The 20,182-nt window shown below is 57.0% G+C and carries 24 protein-coding genes; 22 read left to right on the top strand and 2 right to left on the bottom strand.

Annotated elements, in window-relative coordinates; genetic code table 11:
* Window positions 1-376 precede the first annotated feature (376 nt).
* The 3 genes from rluC to M0974_RS31780 are packed head-to-tail and all read left to right on the top strand — an operon-like array spanning window position 377 to window position 2,999.
* Complete coding sequence (gene rluC / locus M0974_RS31790; RefSeq protein ID WP_297846113.1) at window positions 377-1,333, top strand: 23S rRNA pseudouridine(955/2504/2580) synthase RluC; 957 nt, start codon at window positions 377-379, stop codon at window positions 1,331-1,333.
* Complete coding sequence (locus tag M0974_RS31785) at window positions 1,323-1,994, top strand: HAD-IA family hydrolase (RefSeq protein WP_297846111.1); 672 nt, start codon at window positions 1,323-1,325, stop codon at window positions 1,992-1,994. Before rluC ends, M0974_RS31785 begins: the two co-directional genes overlap by 11 nt.
* Before the next feature lie 12 nt (window positions 1,995-2,006).
* Window positions 2,007-2,999 (top strand): S49 family peptidase, encoded by a 993-nt coding sequence (locus M0974_RS31780; RefSeq protein ID WP_297846109.1) that lies wholly within the window; start codon window positions 2,007-2,009, stop codon window positions 2,997-2,999.
* A 164-nt stretch (window positions 3,000-3,163) separates the two neighbouring features.
* Here M0974_RS31780 and M0974_RS31775 read toward each other — a convergent pair whose 3' ends face one another.
* Window positions 3,164-3,742, bottom strand: coding sequence for a nucleoside triphosphate pyrophosphatase (locus tag M0974_RS31775; RefSeq protein WP_297846107.1), 579 nt, complete (start codon window positions 3,740-3,742; stop codon window positions 3,164-3,166).
* A gap of 106 nt (window positions 3,743-3,848) precedes the next feature.
* On the opposite strand from M0974_RS31775, the gene M0974_RS31770 reads away from it, so the two are divergent.
* From M0974_RS31770 to M0974_RS31710, 13 genes are all read left to right on the top strand, one after another.
* A complete protein-coding gene (locus M0974_RS31770; RefSeq protein ID WP_297846105.1) occupies window positions 3,849-4,376 on the top strand; it encodes a YceD family protein in 528 nt (175 codons plus the stop codon).
* 13 nt (window positions 4,377-4,389) lie between these two features.
* Complete coding sequence (rpmF, locus tag M0974_RS31765) at window positions 4,390-4,572, top strand: 50S ribosomal protein L32 (RefSeq protein ID WP_008152339.1); 183 nt, start codon at window positions 4,390-4,392, stop codon at window positions 4,570-4,572.
* Window positions 4,573-4,576: 4 nt separating this feature from the next.
* Window positions 4,577-5,584 carry a phosphate acyltransferase PlsX gene (plsX, locus tag M0974_RS31760; RefSeq protein ID WP_297846082.1) on the top strand — a complete coding sequence of 336 codons (1,008 nt, stop codon included), beginning with the start codon at window positions 4,577-4,579 and terminating at the stop codon, window positions 5,582-5,584.
* Between the two features lie 146 nt (window positions 5,585-5,730).
* The gene (fabD, locus tag M0974_RS31755; protein WP_297846080.1) at window positions 5,731-6,669 is read left to right on the top strand and encodes an ACP S-malonyltransferase; all 939 of its coding nucleotides are present in this window, start codon (window positions 5,731-5,733) and stop codon (window positions 6,667-6,669) included.
* A gap of 15 nt (window positions 6,670-6,684) precedes the next feature.
* Complete coding sequence (fabG, locus tag M0974_RS31750) at window positions 6,685-7,428, top strand: 3-oxoacyl-ACP reductase FabG (RefSeq protein ID WP_297846079.1); 744 nt, start codon at window positions 6,685-6,687, stop codon at window positions 7,426-7,428.
* 191 nt (window positions 7,429-7,619) lie between these two features.
* Window positions 7,620-7,856: an acyl carrier protein gene (gene acpP, locus M0974_RS31745; RefSeq protein ID WP_297846078.1), complete on the top strand. Its 237-nt coding sequence runs from the start codon at window positions 7,620-7,622 to the stop codon at window positions 7,854-7,856.
* Window positions 7,857-7,967: 111 nt separating this feature from the next.
* Window positions 7,968-9,212 carry a beta-ketoacyl-ACP synthase II gene (fabF, locus tag M0974_RS31740; RefSeq protein ID WP_297846076.1) on the top strand — a complete coding sequence of 415 codons (1,245 nt, stop codon included), beginning with the start codon at window positions 7,968-7,970 and terminating at the stop codon, window positions 9,210-9,212.
* Window positions 9,212-10,030, top strand: a complete 819-nt coding sequence (gene pabC, locus M0974_RS31735) for an aminodeoxychorismate lyase (protein WP_297846074.1) — start codon at window positions 9,212-9,214, stop codon at window positions 10,028-10,030. The genes fabF and pabC overlap by 1 nt, the downstream gene beginning before the upstream one ends.
* A gap of 3 nt (window positions 10,031-10,033) precedes the next feature.
* Entirely contained in the window at window positions 10,034-11,248 is a 1,215-nt protein-coding gene (gene mltG, locus M0974_RS31730) for an endolytic transglycosylase MltG (RefSeq protein ID WP_297846073.1), read from the top strand.
* Between the two features lie 22 nt (window positions 11,249-11,270).
* Window positions 11,271-11,903, top strand: coding sequence for a dTMP kinase (gene tmk, locus M0974_RS31725; RefSeq protein WP_297846070.1), 633 nt, complete (start codon window positions 11,271-11,273; stop codon window positions 11,901-11,903).
* Window positions 11,896-12,882 (top strand): DNA polymerase III subunit delta', encoded by a 987-nt coding sequence (locus M0974_RS31720; RefSeq protein WP_297846069.1) that lies wholly within the window; start codon window positions 11,896-11,898, stop codon window positions 12,880-12,882. The genes tmk and M0974_RS31720 overlap by 8 nt, the downstream gene beginning before the upstream one ends.
* 49 nt (window positions 12,883-12,931) lie before the next feature.
* Entirely contained in the window at window positions 12,932-13,288 is a 357-nt protein-coding gene (locus M0974_RS31715) for a PilZ domain-containing protein (protein WP_297846068.1), read from the top strand.
* Window positions 13,289-13,302: 14 nt separating this feature from the next.
* On the top strand, window positions 13,303-14,088 hold the full coding sequence (locus M0974_RS31710; RefSeq protein ID WP_297846066.1) for a TatD family hydrolase: 786 nt from the start codon (window positions 13,303-13,305) through the stop codon (window positions 14,086-14,088).
* A gap of 381 nt (window positions 14,089-14,469) precedes the next feature.
* Here M0974_RS31710 and M0974_RS31705 read toward each other — a convergent pair whose 3' ends face one another.
* Entirely contained in the window at window positions 14,470-15,603 is a 1,134-nt protein-coding gene (locus M0974_RS31705) for an aminotransferase class V-fold PLP-dependent enzyme (RefSeq protein WP_297846065.1), read from the bottom strand.
* A 79-nt stretch (window positions 15,604-15,682) separates the two neighbouring features.
* On the opposite strand from M0974_RS31705, the gene M0974_RS31700 reads away from it, so the two are divergent.
* The 6 genes from M0974_RS31700 to M0974_RS33425 all read left to right on the top strand — a co-directional run.
* The gene (locus M0974_RS31700) at window positions 15,683-16,324 is read left to right on the top strand and encodes a TetR/AcrR family transcriptional regulator (protein ID WP_297846064.1); all 642 of its coding nucleotides are present in this window, start codon (window positions 15,683-15,685) and stop codon (window positions 16,322-16,324) included.
* Window positions 16,325-16,460: 136 nt separating this feature from the next.
* Complete coding sequence (locus tag M0974_RS31695; protein ID WP_297846062.1) at window positions 16,461-17,429, top strand: GTP 3',8-cyclase MoaA; 969 nt, start codon at window positions 16,461-16,463, stop codon at window positions 17,427-17,429.
* 189 nt (window positions 17,430-17,618) lie between these two features.
* A complete protein-coding gene (locus tag M0974_RS31690) occupies window positions 17,619-18,230 on the top strand; it encodes a DUF4823 domain-containing protein (RefSeq protein WP_297846061.1) in 612 nt (203 codons plus the stop codon).
* A gap of 11 nt (window positions 18,231-18,241) precedes the next feature.
* Entirely contained in the window at window positions 18,242-18,802 is a 561-nt protein-coding gene (locus M0974_RS31685; protein ID WP_297846060.1) for a DUF1285 domain-containing protein, read from the top strand.
* Between the two features lie 104 nt (window positions 18,803-18,906).
* Window positions 18,907-19,917: an aspartate-semialdehyde dehydrogenase gene (locus tag M0974_RS31680; RefSeq protein ID WP_297846058.1), complete on the top strand. Its 1,011-nt coding sequence runs from the start codon at window positions 18,907-18,909 to the stop codon at window positions 19,915-19,917.
* 99 nt (window positions 19,918-20,016) lie between these two features.
* Window positions 20,017-20,182 (top strand): FimV family protein (locus M0974_RS33425; RefSeq protein ID WP_367279069.1); only part of this gene is annotated, 166 nt, incomplete at its 3' end.

The raw sequence follows: 20,182 nt of genomic DNA, 5'->3' as shown, positions 1-20,182 counted from the left end.
GGTTGGCATTTACCGCAACCTTCGATAGGGAAGGTTACGCATCATGGCTTAAGGCGTTGTTTCCGAAACATTCGCTCGGAGCGTCTGAAAGCGACTGCACTTTGTGAACTGGCCGTGGGTCTAGGCTCAGAAGGCGAGTGATAACTCTGCGATCTGGCTGTTTCAGGCCTCATGTCACCTGCGCTTGTTACGTTTTCAGACCTTCCGTTATCCAGCGAAAGCCCCGTCGGACGGCCTTGCGTCCTCTTGAATTGCGTTGGTCAGGGCCGGTGTTATGCCGTTTGTCCGCTGTCCAGGCCGCTTTTGGCGACGTTCGCGACTATAGCAGCAATCATTAAGTGCTTCAATTCCATAAAAAATTGTTATGATTTGCAGCATGACGAATATTGCCCCCCCAACCTCCGGCGTCCAGCTGGTTGAGGTTGCGCCGGAACTTGCCGGTCAACGCATTGATAACTTCCTCTTCACCTACCTCAAGGGCGTGCCTAAGACCTTGATTTATCGCATTTTGCGTAAGGGTGAAGTGCGGGTGAATAAAGGCCGAATCAAGCCGGAATACAAGCTCAAGGGTGGCGATATCATTCGCGTTCCGCCTTTGCGCTTGCCTGAGCGTGATGAGCCGGTCCCGTTGGCACAAGGCCTGCTGCAGCGCCTTGAAGCGGCGATTGTCTATGAAGACAAAGCGCTGATCGTGCTGAATAAGCCTGCTGGCATCGCTGTGCATGGCGGCAGCGGTCTGAATTACGGCGTTATCGAAGCCTTTCGTCAGATGCGCCCCGATGCCAAAGAATTGGAGTTGGTTCACCGCCTGGACCGCGACACCTCGGGCTTGTTGATGATTGCCAAGAAACGCAGCATGTTGCGTCACTTGCATGAGCAATTGCGCGGGGATGGCGTCGATAAGCGTTACATGGCTCTGGTCCGCGGAAACTGGGCCACGGCCCTGAAGCGGGTCAATGCGCCATTGCTCAAGAGCAACCTGCGCTCCGGCGAACGCATGGTCGAGGTCAATGAAGAGGGCAAGGAGGCGCTGACGATCTTCAAGGTGCTGCGCCGCTTCGGCGACTTCGCCACCATGGTCGAGGCCAAACCGGTTACCGGGCGGACCCACCAGATTCGCGTTCACACCCTTCATGCCGGCCATTGCATCGCTGGCGACACTAAATACGGTGATGAAGATTTCAGTCGCGAAATTCGCGATCTCGGCGGCAAGCGTCTGTTCCTGCACGCCTACATGCTGACTGTCCCGTTACCGGACGGCGGCGAGTTGAAACTGCAAGCGCCTGTGGATGAAATGTGGGCCAAGACCGTGGAGCGATTGAGTGCGCCCTGATTATAAATTACTGATTTTCGATTGGGACGGCACGCTCGCCGATTCCATTGGTCGTATCGTCGAGGCCATGCAAGTGGCGGCGCAACGGTGTGATATGCCGGTACGCGATGATTTTGCGATCAAGGGCATCATCGGGCTCGGTTTGCCCGAGGCAATTCGCACCCTGTACCCGCACATAAGCCCGAGCGAGATGCTGGATTTTCGTGAGCGCTATGCAGAAAGTTATGTGGCGCTGGAAGCCGTGCCGTCGCCACTGTTTGCTGATGTGGTGGATTCGCTGGCAGCGTTCCGTGCCCAGGGCTATCAGATGGCCGTTGCCACCGGTAAATCCCGTCGCGGGCTGGATCGGGTGTTGAACGCCCATGGCTGGCAGGATTATTTTCAAATCACACGCGCCGCCGACGAGTCAGCCAGCAAGCCGGACCCGTTGATGTTGCACGAGATTCTGGAGCATTGCGGTGTGGTGCCGGAGCAGGCGTTGATGGTGGGTGACTCGTCTTTCGATTTATTGATGGCGCAAAACGCAGGTATGGACAGCGTCGCGGTGGGCTACGGTGCGCAATCTCTGGCATCCCTTCGCGAATACCAGCCGCGCTTGGCCATTGAACGGTTTTCTGAATTGCGCAGTTGGTTGAGTGCGCCTGGCACCGAGTCTTATTAAGGTAATCACTACATGTCAGATGAATGGAAAGGCAGCAATTCTGAAGTCCCGGACCCCAAGGGTGATGACAGAAGCTGGAAGCTGCTGGAAAAAACCTTGCTGGCAAGCGTGCAAGAGCAGCGCCGTTCGCGACGCTGGGGCATTTTCTTCAAGCTGCTGACCTTCGCTTACCTGATTGGTGCCCTGGTGGTGTTCACGCCACTGATGGACTTCGGCAAAGGCGGATCGCGCAGTGATCCACACACTGCGCTCATTGAAGTGCAGGGCATGATCGCTGATAAAGAAGCAGCCAGCGCTGACAACATCGTCGATGCGCTGCGCTCGGCTTTCGATGACGCCAAGACCAAGGGTGTGATCCTGCGCATCAACAGTCCTGGCGGCAGCCCGGTACAGGCCGGCTATATCTATGACGAGATTCGTCGTCTGCGTGCCGAAAAGCCTGACATCAAGGTGTACGCGGTCATCAGTGACCTCGGCGCGTCCGGTGCTTATTACATTGCCAGTGCGGCTGACCAGATCTATGCCGACAAGGCCAGTCTGGTGGGTTCGATTGGTGTCACGGCTGCCGGATTCGGTTTTGTCGGGATCATGGATAAGCTGGGCATAGACCGTCGTACCTACACGTCGGGCGAGCACAAAGCATTTCTTGACCCGTTCCAGCCACCCAAGGCTGACGAAACTCAGTTCTGGCAGGGTGTCCTGGATACGACGCACCGTCAGTTCATCGCCAGCGTCAAGCAAGGGCGTGGCGATCGTCTGAAAGATAAAGAGCACCCTGAGCTATTCTCCGGGCTGGTCTGGACCGGTGAGCAAGCGTTGCCGTTGGGTCTGATCGATGGCTTGGGCAATGCCAGCTATGTCGCTCGTGAAGTGATTGGCGCCAAAGATATCGTCGACTACACCGTCGAAGACTCACCGTTTGACCGCTTCTCCAAGAAGCTCGGCGTGAGCATGGCTAATCAGTTAGCCATGTGGATGGGCTTCCAAGGGCCTTCGCTGCGTTAATCACCAGTAGCGCGCATTTTGGTGGGAGCGAACTTGTTCGCGAATGAAGCGACGCGGTATCCCAGACAGATCGCGCTACCTGCTTCCCGAACAAGTTCGGTCCCACCGAATCTCGGCGCGACACGGGCCTTGGGCAATCCAAGGTCCCGGTGGAAGCAAATCTCCTACGGAACGCTGACCCCTTCAATAAGCAGCATGTCGATCAAGCGAATCAGCGGTAGGCCGATCAAACTTGTGGCGTCGCTGCCCTCGGTGCTCTGGAACAGGCTGACACCCAAACCCTCGGCTTTAAAGCTGCCTGCGCAGTCGTAGGGCTGTTCGGCATGCAAATAGCGCTCGATGCTGTCGCGGTTCAGATGGCGCATGTGCACGGTGAACTTTACGCAGTCGACTTGGCAGTGACCGGTGTGACTGTTTAGCAGTGCCAGGCCTGTGAGGAACGTCACGCTGTTGCCGCTTGCGGCAGAGAGTTGCTCCAGGGCGCGTTCGAAGGTGTGCGGCTTGCCCAGGATGTGTCCGTCGAGCACTGCTACCTGATCCGAGCCAATGATAAGATGCGCGGGGTAGCTGCCAGAAAGCGCCTGTGCTTTTTCTCGCGCCAGGCGCAGAACCAGATCAATTGCGGGTTCGTTCGGGTGTCGGTTTTCATCGATGTCCGGCGAGCTGCATATGAACGGAAGACCAAGGCGAGCCAGCAATTCGCGGCGGTAGGGTGAGCTGGAGGCGAGCAACAGGGGAAGCATGAAGTACTCCGTAGGTGAAAGTTGATTGTAATCAGCGGCTCCGGATACGCACAGGTTTGAATTTCCCTTTGACAGAGGGGTACCTCGTCCCTAGAATGCTGCGCCTATGTTGAATGACCCGATTCCACCTCATGTTGACCCGCGCAAATTAGCTGATCGTGGCACTACTCTTCAGGGAGAAGTACTGCTGGCTGATTTGGAGAGGCTCTGCGACCCGCTTTCCGATACTCTCGGTTCGGTGCAGGCGAAGTTTGTTTTTGAGCGCGACGAGCGCAGATCTGTGGTAATTCACAGCTCCATCGACGTCGAAGTCAAAATGGTTTGCCAGCGTTGTCTTGAGCTGGTCACCCTGCCGATCCACAGCGAATGCAGTTACGCTGTGGTGAAAGAGGGTGCGAATACCCAGTCGTTGCCGAAAGGTTATGACGTGCTGGAACTGGGCGAAGATCCACTGGATCTGCTGGCATTGATCGAGGAAGAGCTTTTGCTCGCCTTGCCCATTGTGCCTGCTCATGACCCGCAAGAATGCCAGCAGCCGGCGGACAATCAAGTGTCCGAGTCGAGCGAGGACGAGGTAACGCGGTCCAACCCGTTCAGTGTATTGGCGCAGTTAAAGCGTGACCCAAACGTTTAGGAGTTAATTAATTATGGCTGTTCAGCAGAACAAAAAATCCCGCTCTGCCCGTGACATGCGTCGTTCGCACGACGCCCTTACGGCTAGCACTCTGTCTGTAGAAAAAACCACAGGTGAAATTCACCTGCGTCACCACGTATCGCCAGAAGGCGTATACCGTGGTCGCAAAGTGATCGATAAAGGCGCTGACGAGTAATTACTTGTCCGCTTCGATCATCGCGATTGACGCAATGGGTGGGGACTTCGGTCCCCGCAACATTGTGCAGGCCAGTATTGCTTGTTTGATTGCAACACCCTCGCTGCACCTGACCCTCGTCGGTCAAGCTCCCCTCATTGAAGAATTGATTGCCCGCCATTCTGGTGTGGATCGCTCACGTCTGCGTGTTGTCAATGCGTCGGAAGTGATTTCCATGGACGACCGTCCGGCGCAGGCGTTGCGCGGCAAACCCGATTCTTCGATGCGTGTGGCCCTCGGGCTGTTGGCCAGTGGTGAGGTTCAGGCGTGTGTCAGTGCTGGAAACACCGGGGCACTGATGGCGCTCTCGCGCTTTGTGCTCAAGACGTTGCCCGGCATTGATCGGCCGGCGATGGTTGCTGCAATTCCAACCCAGCAAGGCTATTGCCAATTGTTGGACTTGGGGGCGAACGTCGATTGCAGTGCCGAGCATCTCCTTCAATTTGCCTTGATGGGGTCGGTGGCTGCTGAAGCGTTGGGTGTGACCCGGCCTCGGGTGGCGTTGTTGAACATCGGCACCGAAGACATCAAGGGTAATCATCAGGTCAAGCTGGCCGCCACTTTGCTGCAGGCGTCGCCCGGCTTGAACTATGTCGGTTTCGTCGAGGGTGACGGTGTTTATCGGGGCGAGGCTGATGTGGTGGTGTGCGACGGGTTTGTCGGCAACATCCTGCTCAAATCCAGCGAAGGCTTGGCAACGATGATTGGCGCACGTATCGAAGCCTTGTTCAGGCAAAACGTGCTGAGCAAAGCCGTGGGCGTTTTGGCGTTACCGATGCTTAAGCGTTTGCGGGCCGACCTGGCGCCGGCCCGGCATAACGGCGCAAGTTTTCTCGGTCTGCAGGGCATCGTGGTCAAAAGTCACGGGTCGGCGAGTGTGCAAGGCTTCCAGTTCGCGATTCAGCGGGCCTTGATCGAAATCCAGGAAGGCCTCCCGCAGCGGTTAAGCGGGCGTCTCGAGGAGTTGCTTTAGGCTCCCTGCGACAACGTGGCCCGCAAGAATGATGTGACGCCTGCAACCGGTCATTCATCCAACTGTCCATCACGTTAGCTATGAGTGGCTGTACCGGGTGTATCAGGTACCCATTTTTCGACGACACATTAATAGGGGCTTGTTCAATGTCTGCATCCCTCGCATTCGTTTTTCCGGGCCAAGGCTCGCAGTCCCTCGGCATGTTGTCCGAGCTGGGCGCGCAATACCCGCTGATCCTCGACACCTTCGCTGAGGCTTCCGCCGCACTGGGTTACGACCTGTGGGCGCTGACCCAGCAAGGACCGGAAGAGCAACTTAATCAAACCGACAAGACCCAACCGGCCATCTTGACCGCCTCTGTGGCCCTGTGGCGCGTGTGGCTGGCTGAAGGCGGTGCACGTCCAGCGTTTGTTGCCGGGCATAGCCTGGGCGAGTACAGCGCATTGGTAGCGGCTGGCAGTTTGAGCCTCAGCGATGGGGTCAAGCTGGTACGGCGCCGCGGCCAATTGATGCAGGAAGCTGTACCGGCAGGGCAAGGCGCCATGGCGGCTATTCTTGGTCTGGCAGATGCTGAGGTATTGGCTGCGTGTGCCGAGTCGGCTCAAGGTGACGTGGTCAGCGCGGTGAACTTCAATTCGCCGGGTCAGGTTGTGATCGCTGGTTCCGTTGCTGCCGTCGAGCGTGCCATCGAAGCCTGCAAGGCCCGTGGTGCCAAACGCGCCATGCCATTGCCGGTCAGCGTGCCGTCCCACTGCGAATTGATGCGTCCGGCTGCCGAGCGCTTTGCCGAATCCATCGAAGCCATTGACTGGCAAGCGCCGCAGATCCAGTTGGTGCAAAATGTCAGCGCGTCAGCCGTGACCGACCTTGCTACCCTCAAGCGCGATCTGCTCGAGCAGCTGTACAAGCCCGTGCGTTGGGTCGAGTCCATTCAGTGTCTGGCCGCCAATGGTGCTACTCAGTTGGTCGAATGTGGCCCGGGTAAAGTGCTTGCAGGCCTGAACAAGCGTTGCGCCGAAGGCGTGACGACTTACAATCTCAACACCCCAGATGCCTTTGCTGCCAGCCGCGCGGCATTGGCCTGATTAGGAGAAACTTGCATGAGCCTGCAAGGTAAAGTTGCACTGGTCACCGGTGCGAGCCGCGGTATTGGCCAAGCCATTGCCCTTGAGTTGGGACGTAACGGTGCGACCGTGGTCGGAACCGCAACGTCTGAGTCTGGCGCCGAGCGAATCAGCGCGACCTTCAAGGAAAACGGCATCGAAGGCTTTGGCCTGATGCTGGATGTGTGTGATGCGCAATCCGTGAGCACGACCCTGGCATTGATTCAGGAACGCGTTGGCGCGCCGTTGATTTTGGTCAATAACGCCGGTATCACCCGCGATAACCTGATGATGCGCATGAAAGATGACGAGTGGCATGACGTTGTCGATACCAACCTGAACAGCCTGTTTCGGCTGTCCAAGGGTGTTTTGCGCGGCATGACCAAGGCCCGCTGGGGTCGAATTATCAGTATTGGATCGGTTGTGGGTGCCATGGGCAACGCAGGCCAAGTAAACTACGCGGCTGCGAAAGCCGGGCTGGAAGGTTTCAGTCGGGCTCTGGCGCGTGAAGTCGGCTCCCGTGCGGTCACCGTGAATTCGGTTGCACCCGGTTTTATCGATACTGATATGACCCGTGAGTTGCCCGAAGCCCAGCGTGAATCGTTGGTCAGCCAGATTCCTTTAGGGCGTCTGGGGCAAGCTCAAGAGATCGCGCATGTGGTCGCTTTTCTTGCTTCTGAAGGTGCAGGCTACGTTACTGGGGCTACAATCCCGGTTAACGGCGGCATGTACATGAGCTAAATGTGACGGATAACGTCAAAAAATGTCATACGAGCGGTCTAAAATCCGTTATAAAGCTGCAATCTATTAATAGGCGCAAGGCGGGTGTGGTTCAAGAGGTTAAGCATTGAGCTTGAAATGCGCAAAACCTCTTCTTACACTTACCCACCGGCCAGCTGCCTGAATTTGTCCACTAGGAGTTAAAACAAGGTATGAGCACCATCGAAGAACGCGTCAAGAAAATCGTTGTTGAGCAACTGGGCGTCAAGGAAGAGGAAGTGAGCAATACTTCTTCTTTCGTTGAAGACCTGGGCGCTGACTCCCTTGATACCGTGGAGCTGGTGATGGCTCTCGAAGAGGAATTCGAGACCGAAATCCCTGACGAAGAAGCTGAAAAAATCACCACCGTTCAAGCTGCTATCGATTACGTCACAGCGCACCAAGCGTAATAGTTTGTAATTTGCGCTGTTGACTGGAAAAACCGCACTGCCTTTACTGGCGTGCGGTTTTTTCTTTAAGAATCGAGCGAAAGTGTCGCCATTAGAAGAAAGGAGAGTGCTGTGTCGCGTAGACGCGTCGTAGTCACCGGTATGGGTATGCTGTCGCCATTGGGTAACGATGTGCCAAGCAGTTGGCAAGGTATCCTGGCTGGTCGCAGTGGCATTGGCCTGATCGAGCATACGGACCTTTCAGCCTTCACCACTCGTTTTGGCGGTTCGATAAGGGGCTTCAAAGTCGAGGAGTACCTGGCGCCCAAAGAGGCCCGCCGTCTCGACCTGTTCATTCAGTACGGTTTGGCTGCCAGCTTTCAGGCTATGCGCAATTGCGGCTTGGAAGTGACCGATGAAAACCGTGACCGAATTGGCGTTGCCATGGGTGCGGGTATCGGTGGCTTGACCAATATCGAGAACAACAGTCGTTCGTTGCACGAGCAAGGTCCGGGGAAAATCTCTCCGTTTTTTGTACCTGGCTCGATCATCAACATGATTTCCGGTTTTCTGTCGATCCACCTCGGTGTACAGGGGCCTAACTACGCCATCGCTACTGCTTGTACTACGGGCACCCATTGCATCGGCATGGCCGCGCGCAATATTGCCTACGGTGAAGCGGACGTGATGATTGCTGGCGGTGCAGAAATGGCGGCCTGCGGTTTGGGTATGGGCGGTTTCGGCGCGGCGCGGGCTTTGTCCACACGCAATGACGACCCTGCTCGCGCGAGTCGACCGTGGGACAAGGGCCGTGATGGTTTCGTCCTGTCTGACGGTGCGGGTGCATTGGTGCTCGAAGAGTTGGAACACGCCAAAGCGCGTGGTGCGACGATTTACGGTGAGCTGATCGGTTTCGGCATGAGTGGCGATGCTTACCACATGACCTCGCCGCCGGAAGACGGTGCAGGCGCTGCGCGCTGCATCGCCAATGCCCTGCGTGACGCCAAGATTAATGTCGATGAGGTGCAGTACATCAATGCCCACGGTACCTCGACGCTGGCGGGCGATCTGGCCGAAGCGCGGGCGATCAAAACCGTGTTCGGCGACCACGCTTACAAGCTGGCAGTCAGCTCGACCAAATCGATGACGGGTCACTTGCTGGGTGCTGCGGGCGCTGTAGAGGCCATCTTCTGTATTTTGGCGATCAACGGCCAAGTCGCACCACCGACCATCAACCTGGATGAGCCGGGCGAAGGCTGCGATCTTGATTTTGTTGCGCATCACGCTAAACCGATGGCAATTGATATTGCAGTGTCCAACTCCTTCGGCTTTGGCGGCACCAACGGTTCGTTGGTTTTCCGCCGGTTCGCTGATTGATGTCGATCTGCTGGGTCGACGGTCATCCGGCGCACACGCTGCCCGTTAGCGACCGAGGGCTCGCTTACGGCGACGGTGTATTTGAAACCATCGCCGTCAACGCTGGCGAGCCGGTGCTGCTTGAGCGTCATTTGCAGCGCCTGGCGTCTGGCTGCAGTCGGTTGGCAATTGCTGCGGATCATGTACTGATCCGCAGCGAATTACTGGAGTTTGCTGCGCAGTTGGGCGATGGCGTCATGAAGCTGATTGTCACTCGCGGTGACAGCCAGCGTGGCTACGCTCCCGCACCTCAGGCAAAGCCTCGACGCATTCTGCAAGGCAATCCCCCGACACAGTATCCAGCGGCGCATGCCGATCAGGGCGTGCGCTTGTTTCCGTGCGTCACACGTTTGGCCGAGCAACCGCTGTTGGCAGGGCTCAAACACCTGAATCGGTTAGAGCAGGTGCTCGCTCGCAGCGAGTGGCAGGACAGCGCCTTTGCCGAAGGGTTGATGTGTGATACCTCCGGGCGGATCATCGAGGGCGTATACAGCAATTTGTTTCTGATCAAGAACGATGAGCTGATTACCGCTGACCTGAGCCGTTGCGGTGTCGCTGGGGTCATGCGCGCCGAGCTGTTGGCGCAGGCTGAGGCGATGGGCATTACCACGCAGGTGTGCGACGTCGCGATGCTGGATCTGCAGCAGGCTGATGAGGTTTTTCTGTGCAACAGCGTCTACGGCGTATGGCCGGTTCAAGGGTTTGCGCAGCTGAACTGGCCGGTTGGTCCGCTCACCCGTAAACTGCAGGGCATTGCTCGTGCGCTTCTGGATGTTTGATCAGTGATACGTAAATTGTTGGTGGTGTTCGAAGGGTGTCTGATCCTTGCTGGATTGCTGCTGGGCTTTTCTGTCTGGCAGCAAAATGTTGCCTTGAAACAGCCGCTGAACCTCACTCAAGAACAACTCCTTGATGTTGCCGCAGGCTCGACACCGACCGGTGCGCTGACCCGTCTGGAAACCGACGGCGTGATCAAGGACGCGTTCTGGTTGCGTCTCTACTGGCGCTTCAATCTCTCCGGGCAATCCTTTCACACCGGCGAATACCGCATGACGCCGGGTATGGATGCGAAGGCGCTGTTGGAGTTGTGGCGGCGCGGGGACGTGGTGCAATACAGCCTGACGTTGGTTGAGGGATGGAATTTCCGTCAGGTCCGCGCCGCATTGGCCAAGCAGGCCAAGCTTGAGCACACCTTTGCGGGCCTGAGCGACAGCGAGTTGATGAGCAAGCTTGGGCATCCCAATGTATTTCCGGAAGGACGGTTCTTCCCCGACACTTATCGTTACGTGCGCGGGATGAGCGACCTCGATTTGCTCAAGCAGGCGTACAACCGTTTGGATGAAGTGCTCGCCGACGAATGGGACAAGCGCGCTGCGGATGTGCCTTACGTTGATCCGTATCAGGCGCTGATCATGGCGTCGTTGGTAGAAAAAGAAACCGGCGTGCCCCAAGAGCGCGGGCAAATCGCGGGTGTATTTGTCCGCCGCCTGGCGATCGGCATGTTGCTGCAGACCGATCCGACGGTGATTTACGGCCTCGGGGAGCGTTACAACGGCAAATTGACTCGGGCTCACTTGAAGGAGTCGACGCCTTACAACACGTATGTGATTACCGGTTTGCCGCCTACCCCGATTTCATTGGTGGGGCGTGAGGCCATTCGTGCGGCGCTTAATCCGGTGTCCGGTAGCAGCCTGTATTTCGTTGCCAAGGGCGATGGCAGCCATGTGTTCTCAGATGATCTGGAGTCGCACAACAGCGCGGTTCGTGAGTTTCAGCTGAAACGCCGTGCTGATTATCGCTCTAGCCCGGCGCCGGTGCTTGCTCCGGCAGTTACACCGACGATTGAATCCAAGCTTGAGCCGATCCCTGAACTCAAGACCGAGCCGGTAGTTGAGCCGGTTCCAGAGCAAAAGCCTGAACCAAAACCTGAGGCTGAAGCCAAGCCCGACGCTGCGCCGACTGCCGCACCGGTCGAAAAAGACCCGCAAAAGCCATAATGAATTTGATGAAGGACTGCCTGTGACTGGCTTGTTTATTACTCTGGAAGGTCCGGAAGGCGCTGGCAAAAGCACCAACCGTGAATACCTCGCCGAGCGCTTGCGTGCCCAAGGCGTCGATGTCGTGCTGACGCGTGAGCCCGGTGGCACGCCGTTGGCGGAGAAAATTCGCGAATTGCTGTTGGCTCCCAGCGACGAGCCGATGAATGCCGATACCGAGCTGCTGCTGGTATTTGCCGCCAGGGCGCAGCATTTGGCCGAAGTCATCCGTCCAGCGTTGGCCCGCGGTTCAGTGGTGCTGTGTGATCGATTTACCGATGCGACGTACGCCTATCAAGGTGGCGGCCGTGGTCTGTCCCATGACCGTATTGCCGCGCTGGAAGCCTTTGTTCAGGGGGATCTGCGGCCTGATCTGACGTTGGTATTCGACCTGCCAGTCGAAGTTGGCTTGGCCCGCGCAACAGCCCGTGGCCGACTTGACCGCTTCGAACAAGAAGGCCGGACATTCTTCGACGCCGTGCGTAGCACCTATTTGAACCGCGCCGCCGCCACTCCGGCACGCTATCGACTGGTAGACGCGGCGCTGTCGTTGTCCGAGGTTCAGCAATCCCTGGACGCCTTGTTGCCTGAGTTGCTGGAGCTGCACCGTGGCTGAAGCCTACCCTTGGCAGGAAGGCCTTTGGCAGCAAATGGCGGGGCGTGCTCAGCATGCCCACGCGTATTTGCTGCACGGCCCAGTGGGTATCGGCAAGCGTGCGTTGGCGGAGCGGTTGATGGCGCGCTTGTTGTGCCAACGGCCGGAAGGGTTGGACGCTTGTGGTCAGTGCAAGTCCTGCATGTTGCTGGCGGCCGGCAGCCATCCGGATAACTACGTGCTGGAACCGGAAGAAGCGGACAAGGCGATCAAGGTCGACCAGGTACGCGAACTGGTGAGTTTTGTCGTACAAACTGCGCAGATGGGCGGGCGCAAAGTGGTGCTGATCGAGCCTGCCGAGGCGATGAACGTCAACGCTGCAAATGCGCTGCTTAAAAGCCTGGAAGAACCTTCCGGCAACACCGTGTTGTTGCTTGTCAGCCATCAGTCGAGCCGATTATTGCCCACGGTCAGAAGCCGCTGTGTGCAACAGGCCTGTCCGCTGCCCAGTGAGGCCATGAGTTTGCAGTGGCTGGCCAAGGCGTTGCCGGACTGCAGCGACGATGAGCGCTTCGAACTGCTGACCTTGGCGGCAGGATCGCCTTTGGCTGCGGTCACCCTGCAGGCGCAAGGTGTTCGCGAACAGCGGGCGCTGGTGGTGGATGGTGTGAAAAAGCTGCTCAAACAGCAGCAGTCGCCCACTCAACTGGCGGAAGGTTGGAAAGATATTCCCCTGCTGTTGCTGTTCGATTGGTTCAGCGATTGGTCGCTGCTGATCTTGCGTTATCAACTGACCGAAGACGAAACCGGCCTTGGCTTGACCGATATGCGCAAGGTGCTGCAATACCTGGCACAGAAGTCCAGCCAAGGCAAAGTGCTCGCTATTCAGGACTGGGTACTGCTGCAGCGTCAAAAAGTAATGTCCAAAGCCAACCTTAATCGGGTTTTGTTGCTTGAGGCATTGCTCGTGCAGTGGGCAGGCCTGCCCGGACAAGGTTAAACTCCGGTATTCGGATCACGCCTTTAGCCCTTAGCCCAAAGGAAACGCAATGAGTGTGCCGCTGAGTCCTGGTCCACGGAACGGCATCTTGTCCCTGACCATCAAGGACAAATCTGTGCTGTACGCCGCTTATATGCCGTTCATCAAGAATGGCGGTTTGTTCATTCCGACCAGCAAGAGCTACAAGCTGGGCGACGAGGTGTTCATGCTGCTGAATTTGATGGACGAGCCGGAAAAAATCCCGGTGGCGGGTAAAGTCACCTGGATCACGCCCAAAGGCGCCCAAGGCAATCGGGCCGCAGGGGTCGGCGTGCAATTCAACGACGGCGACAATACCGCCCGCAATAAAATCGAAACCTACTTGGCCGGCGCTCTTAAGTCGGACCGTCCCACTCATACGATGTAGTTGCCACCTCAGCCATGCTTGTAGACTCCCATTGTCACCTCGACCGTCTTGATCTTGCCTCGCACGCAGGCTCTTTGGATGCCGCCCTTGATGCCGCCCGGGCGCGTGGTGTCGGACATTTTTTGTGCATCGGGGTCAGTGCCGAAAACGCTGGCGCGGTAAAAGCCCTGGCTGAGCGCTACGACGACGTGGACTGTTCAGTGGGTATTCACCCGCTTGACTTGAAACCAGGTGCAGCGCCTGCGTTGGATTGGTTACTCCAAGAGCTGAATCACCCACGGGTGGTGGCTATTGGCGAAACCGGGCTCGATTACCATTACGAGCCAGAAGCCGCAGAACTCCAGCAGCAATCGTTTCGCTTGCACCTGCAGGCCGCCAACCTGACCGGCAAGCCGGTGATTGTCCACACCCGTGGCGCCCGCGCCGACACCTTGGATTTACTGCGTGAAGCTGCGCTGCCACAGGGTGGCGTACTGCATTGTTTTACCGAAGACTGGGAAATGGCCAAGGCCGCGCTGGATCTGGGCTTTTACATTTCACTGTCCGGCATCGTCACTTTCCGCAATGCCGATGCGTTACGCGACGTAGCGCGCCAAGTGCCGGCGGACCGGCTGCTGGTAGAAACCGATTCGCCGTATTTGGCACCTATCCCGTATCGCGGCAAGCCAAACCTGCCGCAATACGTGCGCGAAGTCGCCGAGTTCCTGGCAATGTTGCGCGGCGAGCCGTACGAGCGGTTTGCCGAGCAGACCACCGAAAACTTCGCACGCCTGTTTCCGCTGGCTCACCTCAAGCGCTGAACGTTTATCTGCTGAATGCTTATTTGTAGGAGTCCGCACCCGGTGGGAGCGAACTTGTTCGCGAAAGCATCACCTCGGTCTGGTAGATACTCCGCGCCGCCTGCTTCCCGAACAAGTTCGGTCCCACAGAGTCCTTGTTTGGCGCTGAAATTGTTGCGATCCAAAATTACAGGCAAAAAAAACCCGGGTTCTGGGGGGTGAATCCGGGTTAAGACCATTAGGAGTAAACAAAGGTACGCGATCCATTGGTACCTTCATCGGCGCGCCACTTGGGGGAGATGCCGCGCCAACGAATTAAGTATTGGCCATAGGGGCCGGACGTCCAGTCCGGACAGCGTATTTCTTAAACGGATTTGGAATACCCGCGCTTTAATTGAGTTCTCACGAAACAGCTGAATCGCGCACCAGTGCCAAAGTTTCTTCGATTACTCGTGATTCAGTATAGAAATGCGGCGAAAAGCGCACACCCGGTCCGCGCTGTACACACACGACCTGATGCTGCTTAAGACGTTCGAACAGCACCGAATTGTCCACCCCATCAAGGCTGAACGACAGAATGCCTGCCCGTCGAGCAGGGTCTTTCGGAGTGTGCAAGCGAGCGCCGGGGATAGAACTCAAGCCCTCCTCTAGCCACAGAACCCGCTCTGCGATGGCTTTGCCGACCTGTTCCATGCCGACTTCCTCAAGCAAAGACAGGCTGGCTTCCAGCGCCATGCTGCCCAACACATTTGGGCTGCCGCATTCGAAACGCCGCGCCGACACCGCAGGTTCCCACGTGGTGCGGTTGTAATCGCCCATGTGCTCAAGCATGTGCCAGCCAAACTCGTGCAACTTCAACTGCGGTCGCAATTGGGCACGGCAATAGAACACGCCCAATCCTTCAGGACCCAGTAGCCACTTATGACCGTCGGCCATGGCGAAGTCGCACTGGCTGGCTTGGACGTCAAAGGGCAGGGCGCCTAGGTGCTGAATGGCGTCGATGCAAAACAGCACATTACGCTGCTTGCAGCCTTCGCCCAGCACTTCAAGGTCCAGGCGCAACCCTGTGGCGAATTGCACCGCGCTGATCGACAGCAGTCGTGTGCGAGGGCCGCAGGCTGCGAGCAATGCTGCTTCTGGATCGTCGACCTTTAGGCTGACCTGGATCACTTCCACGCCTTGAGGCTTCAGTGCCTCCCAGACGATACGGTTGGATGGGAACTCTTCGTCGCTGATAACGATTTGGTCGCCACTTTTCCAGTCCAGTCCGAACGCTACGAATGACAGGGCTTCCGATGTATTTTTGACCAAAGCAATGTCATCAGTCGACGGTGCATTCAGCAGGCGCATCAAGCGTTCACGAAGGCGTTGTTCTACTATCATCCAGTCTGGATAGTCCCGGGCACCCAGCAGAACGTTCTCCTGAGCGAAACGCGCGACGGCGGTTGCGGCGCGTTTTGGCCAGGGCGCGACCGCCGCGTGGTTTAAATATCGCAGGCCTGGAGCTTGTGTAAATTCATCAAGAAACGTAGACATGGTAGGATGATCCGTGCAATTTGGCGCAAGTTAGGCATAATACGCGGCTTCGATTTTGGCCCCCAACAGACCTTTTCTTATGCAGAAAGAACCTCGTAAGGTCCGTGAATTTCGTCGCCGTGAGCAAGAAATTCTCGATACCGCGCTAAAGCTGTTCCTCGATCAAGGTGAAGACAGCGTCACCGTCGAGATGATCGCTGATGCCGTGGGTATCGGCAAAGGCACCATCTATAAGCACTTCAAGTCGAAGGCGGAGATTTACCTGCGCCTGATGCTCGACTACGAGCGCGATCTGAACGAGTTGCTGCACTCTGCCGACGTCGACAAGGATAAGGAAGCTTTATCCCGCGCGTACTTCGAATTCCGCATGCGCGATCCTCAGCGCTATCGGCTGTTCGATCGTCTGGAAGAGAAAGTGGTCAAGGGCAATCAGGTGCCAGAGATGGTGGTGGAGTTGCACAAGATTCGTGCTTCTAACTTCGAGCGCCTGACGTTGTTGATCGAAGGTCGAATCAACGAAGGCAAGCTTGAAGACGTGCCGCCTTATTTTCACTTCTGTGCATCCTGGGCGTTGGTGCATGGCGCTGTTGCGCTGTATCACTCGCCGTTCTGGAGCAATGTGCTCGAAGATCAGGAAGGCTTTTTTCAGTTCCTGATGGACATTGGCGTGCGCATGGGCAACAAGCGCAAGCGCGACACCGATACCCCGCCGAGCAGCTGAGTCATTCGGCGACGTGATAACTTCAGGTAATGACTGCCGGGCGGTGAGCAGCAGGAATATACTCAGGCTGGCGCTTGCTAAAACTTGATGTTTGAGTCAAGTTTTAGCAGTTCACCTATTCCCGTCGGAGCTGTTCATGATCGTTGACCGTCAAGGCAGGCAGTTTCGCAATTTGCGAATCAGCCTGACGTCCGCTTGCAACTACGCATGTACTTACTGTGTGCCCAACGGTAAGCGCTTGGTTGCTGCGCAGGATGAATTGTCGGCCGAGGCCATGGCGCGCGGTGTGGCGTACTTGATCGAAGCTGCCGGTATTGAGCGACTGCGCATTACTGGTGGCGAGCCGCTGGTTAGTCCCAAGCTGGAATCCTTCATGGGTCAGGTCGGGAAAATGGGCTTGGCTGATATCAGCTTGACCACTAACGGCCAGCTCCTTGCTCGCAAGCTGCCACTGTTGATTGATGCCGGTATCCGCCGGCTCAATGTGTCCCTCGATACGCTTGACCCCGTCGCCTTTCGCGCCATTGCGCGTGGCGGCGATTTGCTTACCGTGCTCGATGGCATGACCCAGGCGAGCGCCGCCGGGATCAAAATCAAAGTCAACATGGTGCCGTTGCGCGGGGCAAACCTCGATCAGGTGATGCCGATGCTCGATTATTGCCTTGAGCGTGGTTACGAGCTGCGTTTTATCGAGCTGATGCGCATGGGGCACTTGGCCAGCGACTCAAATGGGTTTCTGCAACAGTTCGTCAGCTTGCAGCAGCTGCTGGCGCTGATCGGCGAGCAGTACGAATACCTCCAGGCCGATGCGCCTGTGGACGCCACGGCCGTTCGCTATCAGATCCCGGACAAAGGCTTTTTTGGCGTGATAGCCAACGAAAGCGTGCCGTTTTGCCGGACGTGCTCGCGCTTGCGCCTGTCCTCTACGGGTTGGCTGCACGGATGCCTCTCGTCCAGTAACCGTCATTACGTCGGCGACCTGCTGGACAAGCCCCGCCACGAAGCCCTGCCGGCGCTGCAACGACTGTTGGTCCGGGCGTTGGGCGACAAGCAGGACGTGGCGTTTTCAGGCGGCGCCACCGTGATGAAGATTATTGGCGGTTAGGGCGTTCTCATGGGCCGCGTCGTCTGCTTCGCAAGCAAGCTTGGCTCCCACAGAATGCTGTAGGCGCGAACTTGTTCGCGAATGCCACGACTCGGTGGCGCCTGATCCACCTCTTTTCCCCTGTATGGCGCGGAAGCTGCATTAGTCGCGCATTCGCCGGTTTTCCGTCACTGGCACCTGGAGGGGATGATGCGTAGCCTGGTTTTGCTACTGACGATGTTGTCGTTAAGTGGCTGCATGAGTATCAGCGACATGGGGCAGGGTGCTCATGATCAGATGAGTGATGCGGGCTTGCTCGATCATAGCAACACCGATAGAGCCTATAACCGACGCCTGCAGCCGGACTCTTTCATCTACATCGCCCAAGGTGCGTTTGTGCCGCCTGGCAATGCCTACCCACGGCCAAACGTCGTCGCCGAAGAAGCGTTTAATGGCTTTATCGAGTATTTCCCCATGGTTCGCCGCGCCAAGGCGCCGATGGGGCTAGACGAAGCGCTGACTGAGGCGCGAGCTGCGGGTGCCAACTATTTGCTGTACACCCGTTTCGCCAAGGCCGATGACCGGATTGGCAACAGCGACGAGTGGTCCGACCAGCAAGCAGTGGATCGCCTAGGCGTCGACAGCGGCGTGATCCAACTGATGGTGATTGAAACCACCACTCGTTATTTGATCGACACCGCACGCATTCGTACCCGCGGCGGATTGCTGACGATGCACAATACCAAACCTGAAGATTTGCTTGGTCCACCGTTGGAGGATTACGCTCGTAGCCTAATGGGTGTCAGTCGTAACCCCCAGTAAGGAATAACGCGATGAGTGATCCCGGCAAGGCCAATGATCTGTTTGCACAGATTCCCAAATCAAAAGGGTTGCCGCCCGTTCACCTATGGAACCCGGATTTCTGCGGCGATATCGACATGCGCATCGCCCGGGATGGCACCTGGTACTACCTGGGTACGCCGATAGGGCGTAAGCCCATGGTTCGATTGTTTTCCACCATCATGCGCAGGGACGATGACGACTATTTCCTGATCACGCCGGTAGAGAAGGTTCGGATCAAGGTCGACGATGCGCCCTTTGTTGCCGTCAGCCTTGAAGTCGAAGGCGAGGGCGAACAGCAGGTTCTGCGTTTCACCACTAACGTTGATGATCAAACCGAAGCGGGGCCCGAGCATCCGTTACGTGTAGAAATCGACCCGCAGACCCAAGAGCCAGCGCCCTATATTCATGTGCGGGTCAATCTGGAAGCATTGATTCACCGCAATGTTTTCTATCAACTGGTGGAGTTGGCGCAAACTCGCGAGATCGACGGTCAGCGCTGGTTGGGCGTATGGAGTCACGGGGAGTTTTTTCGAATAGGGCTTGAGCCCTGACATTACCGTGCGTTGCTCCGATGCGCTCACCGACGTTGCGCACAATTGCCTGTCACTAACTCGACGGTTAAAGTGCCGATCCCTGATTTACCTGAGGCTTTTGCATGACCCAGTCCTTTGATATTGCCGTGATTGGCGCCACCGGCACTGTCGGCGAAACCCTCGTCCAGATTCTTGAAGAACGTGATTTTCCGGTCGCCAATCTGCACCTTCTGGCGAGTGTCGAATCGGCGGGCCATTCCGTGCCTTTCCGCGGCAAAAACGTGCGGGTGCGCGAAGTCGACGAATTCGATTTCGGTAAAGTTCAAATCGTGTTCTTCGCCGCAGGCCCGGCGATTACTCGCAGTTATGCCTCACGGGCCACCGCTGCCGGCTGCGCTGTGATTGATTTGTCGGGTGGCTTGCCAGTAGAGCAAGCCCCCAACGTCGTTCCGGAAATCAATGCGTCCCTATTGGATGCATTGAAGAAACCGTATCAGGTTGCCAGCCCGAGTCCCTCTGCGACGGCGTTGGCAGTGGCAATAGCGCCATTGCGCGGTCTATTGGAGGTTGTGCGGGTCAATGTGACTGCGTGCCTGGCAGTCTCCAGCCAAGGCCGTGAAGGCGTTGCGGAACTGGCGCGACAGACGGCTGAACTGCTCAATGTTCGGCCCATGGAGCCGCGGTTTTTCGACCGGCAAATGGCTTTTAACCTGCTCGCCCAGGTAGGCACTCCCGATGCTCAAGGGCACGTGCCGCTTGAGAAGCGCCTGGTGACCGAGTTGCGTGAATTGCTCGCGCTGCCTTTACTTAAGATTTCTGTCAGTTGCATTCAAGCACCCGTGTTTTTCGGCGATAGCTTCAGTGTCTCGCTGCAAACTGGCGGGGCAATTGACCTTGCTGCGGTCAACGCGGCGCTCAATGCTGCGCCAGGTATCGAACTGGTCGAGGCCGGCGATTACCCTACCGCGGTTGGCGATGCAGTAGGGCAGGATGTGGTCTATATAGGACGAGTACGCGCGGGAATTGATGACCCTGCGGAACTTAACCTGTGGATTACGTCTGATAATGTTCGCAAGGGTGCCGCGTTGAACGCTGTGCAAGTGGCTGAATTGTTGATAAAAGACCCTATGTAAAAGATACTTGGCAACAATTAATGAATCACTTTGGCTTGATTAGCCGAAGCAGGCTTTACCTTCTCGGCTGCCGAGGAATAATCAGACAAGGGATGGGCTATGGTTCAGGTTCGTAAACTGGTATTAGCAATAGCTGCCGCTTCGGCCTTGTCATCCGGTATGGCAAATGCGTTGGGGCTCGGGGACTTGACCCTGAAGTCGACCCTGAACCAGCCACTGAACGCGGAGATCGAGCTGCTCGATGCGCGTGATTTGAATGCCGCTC

Origin of the sequence: Pseudomonas sp. (assembly GCF_026224925.1) — a bacterium.
Lineage (GTDB): Bacteria > Pseudomonadota > Gammaproteobacteria > Pseudomonadales > Pseudomonadaceae > Aquipseudomonas.
This window is presented reverse-complemented; position numbering and strand designations above follow the sequence as displayed.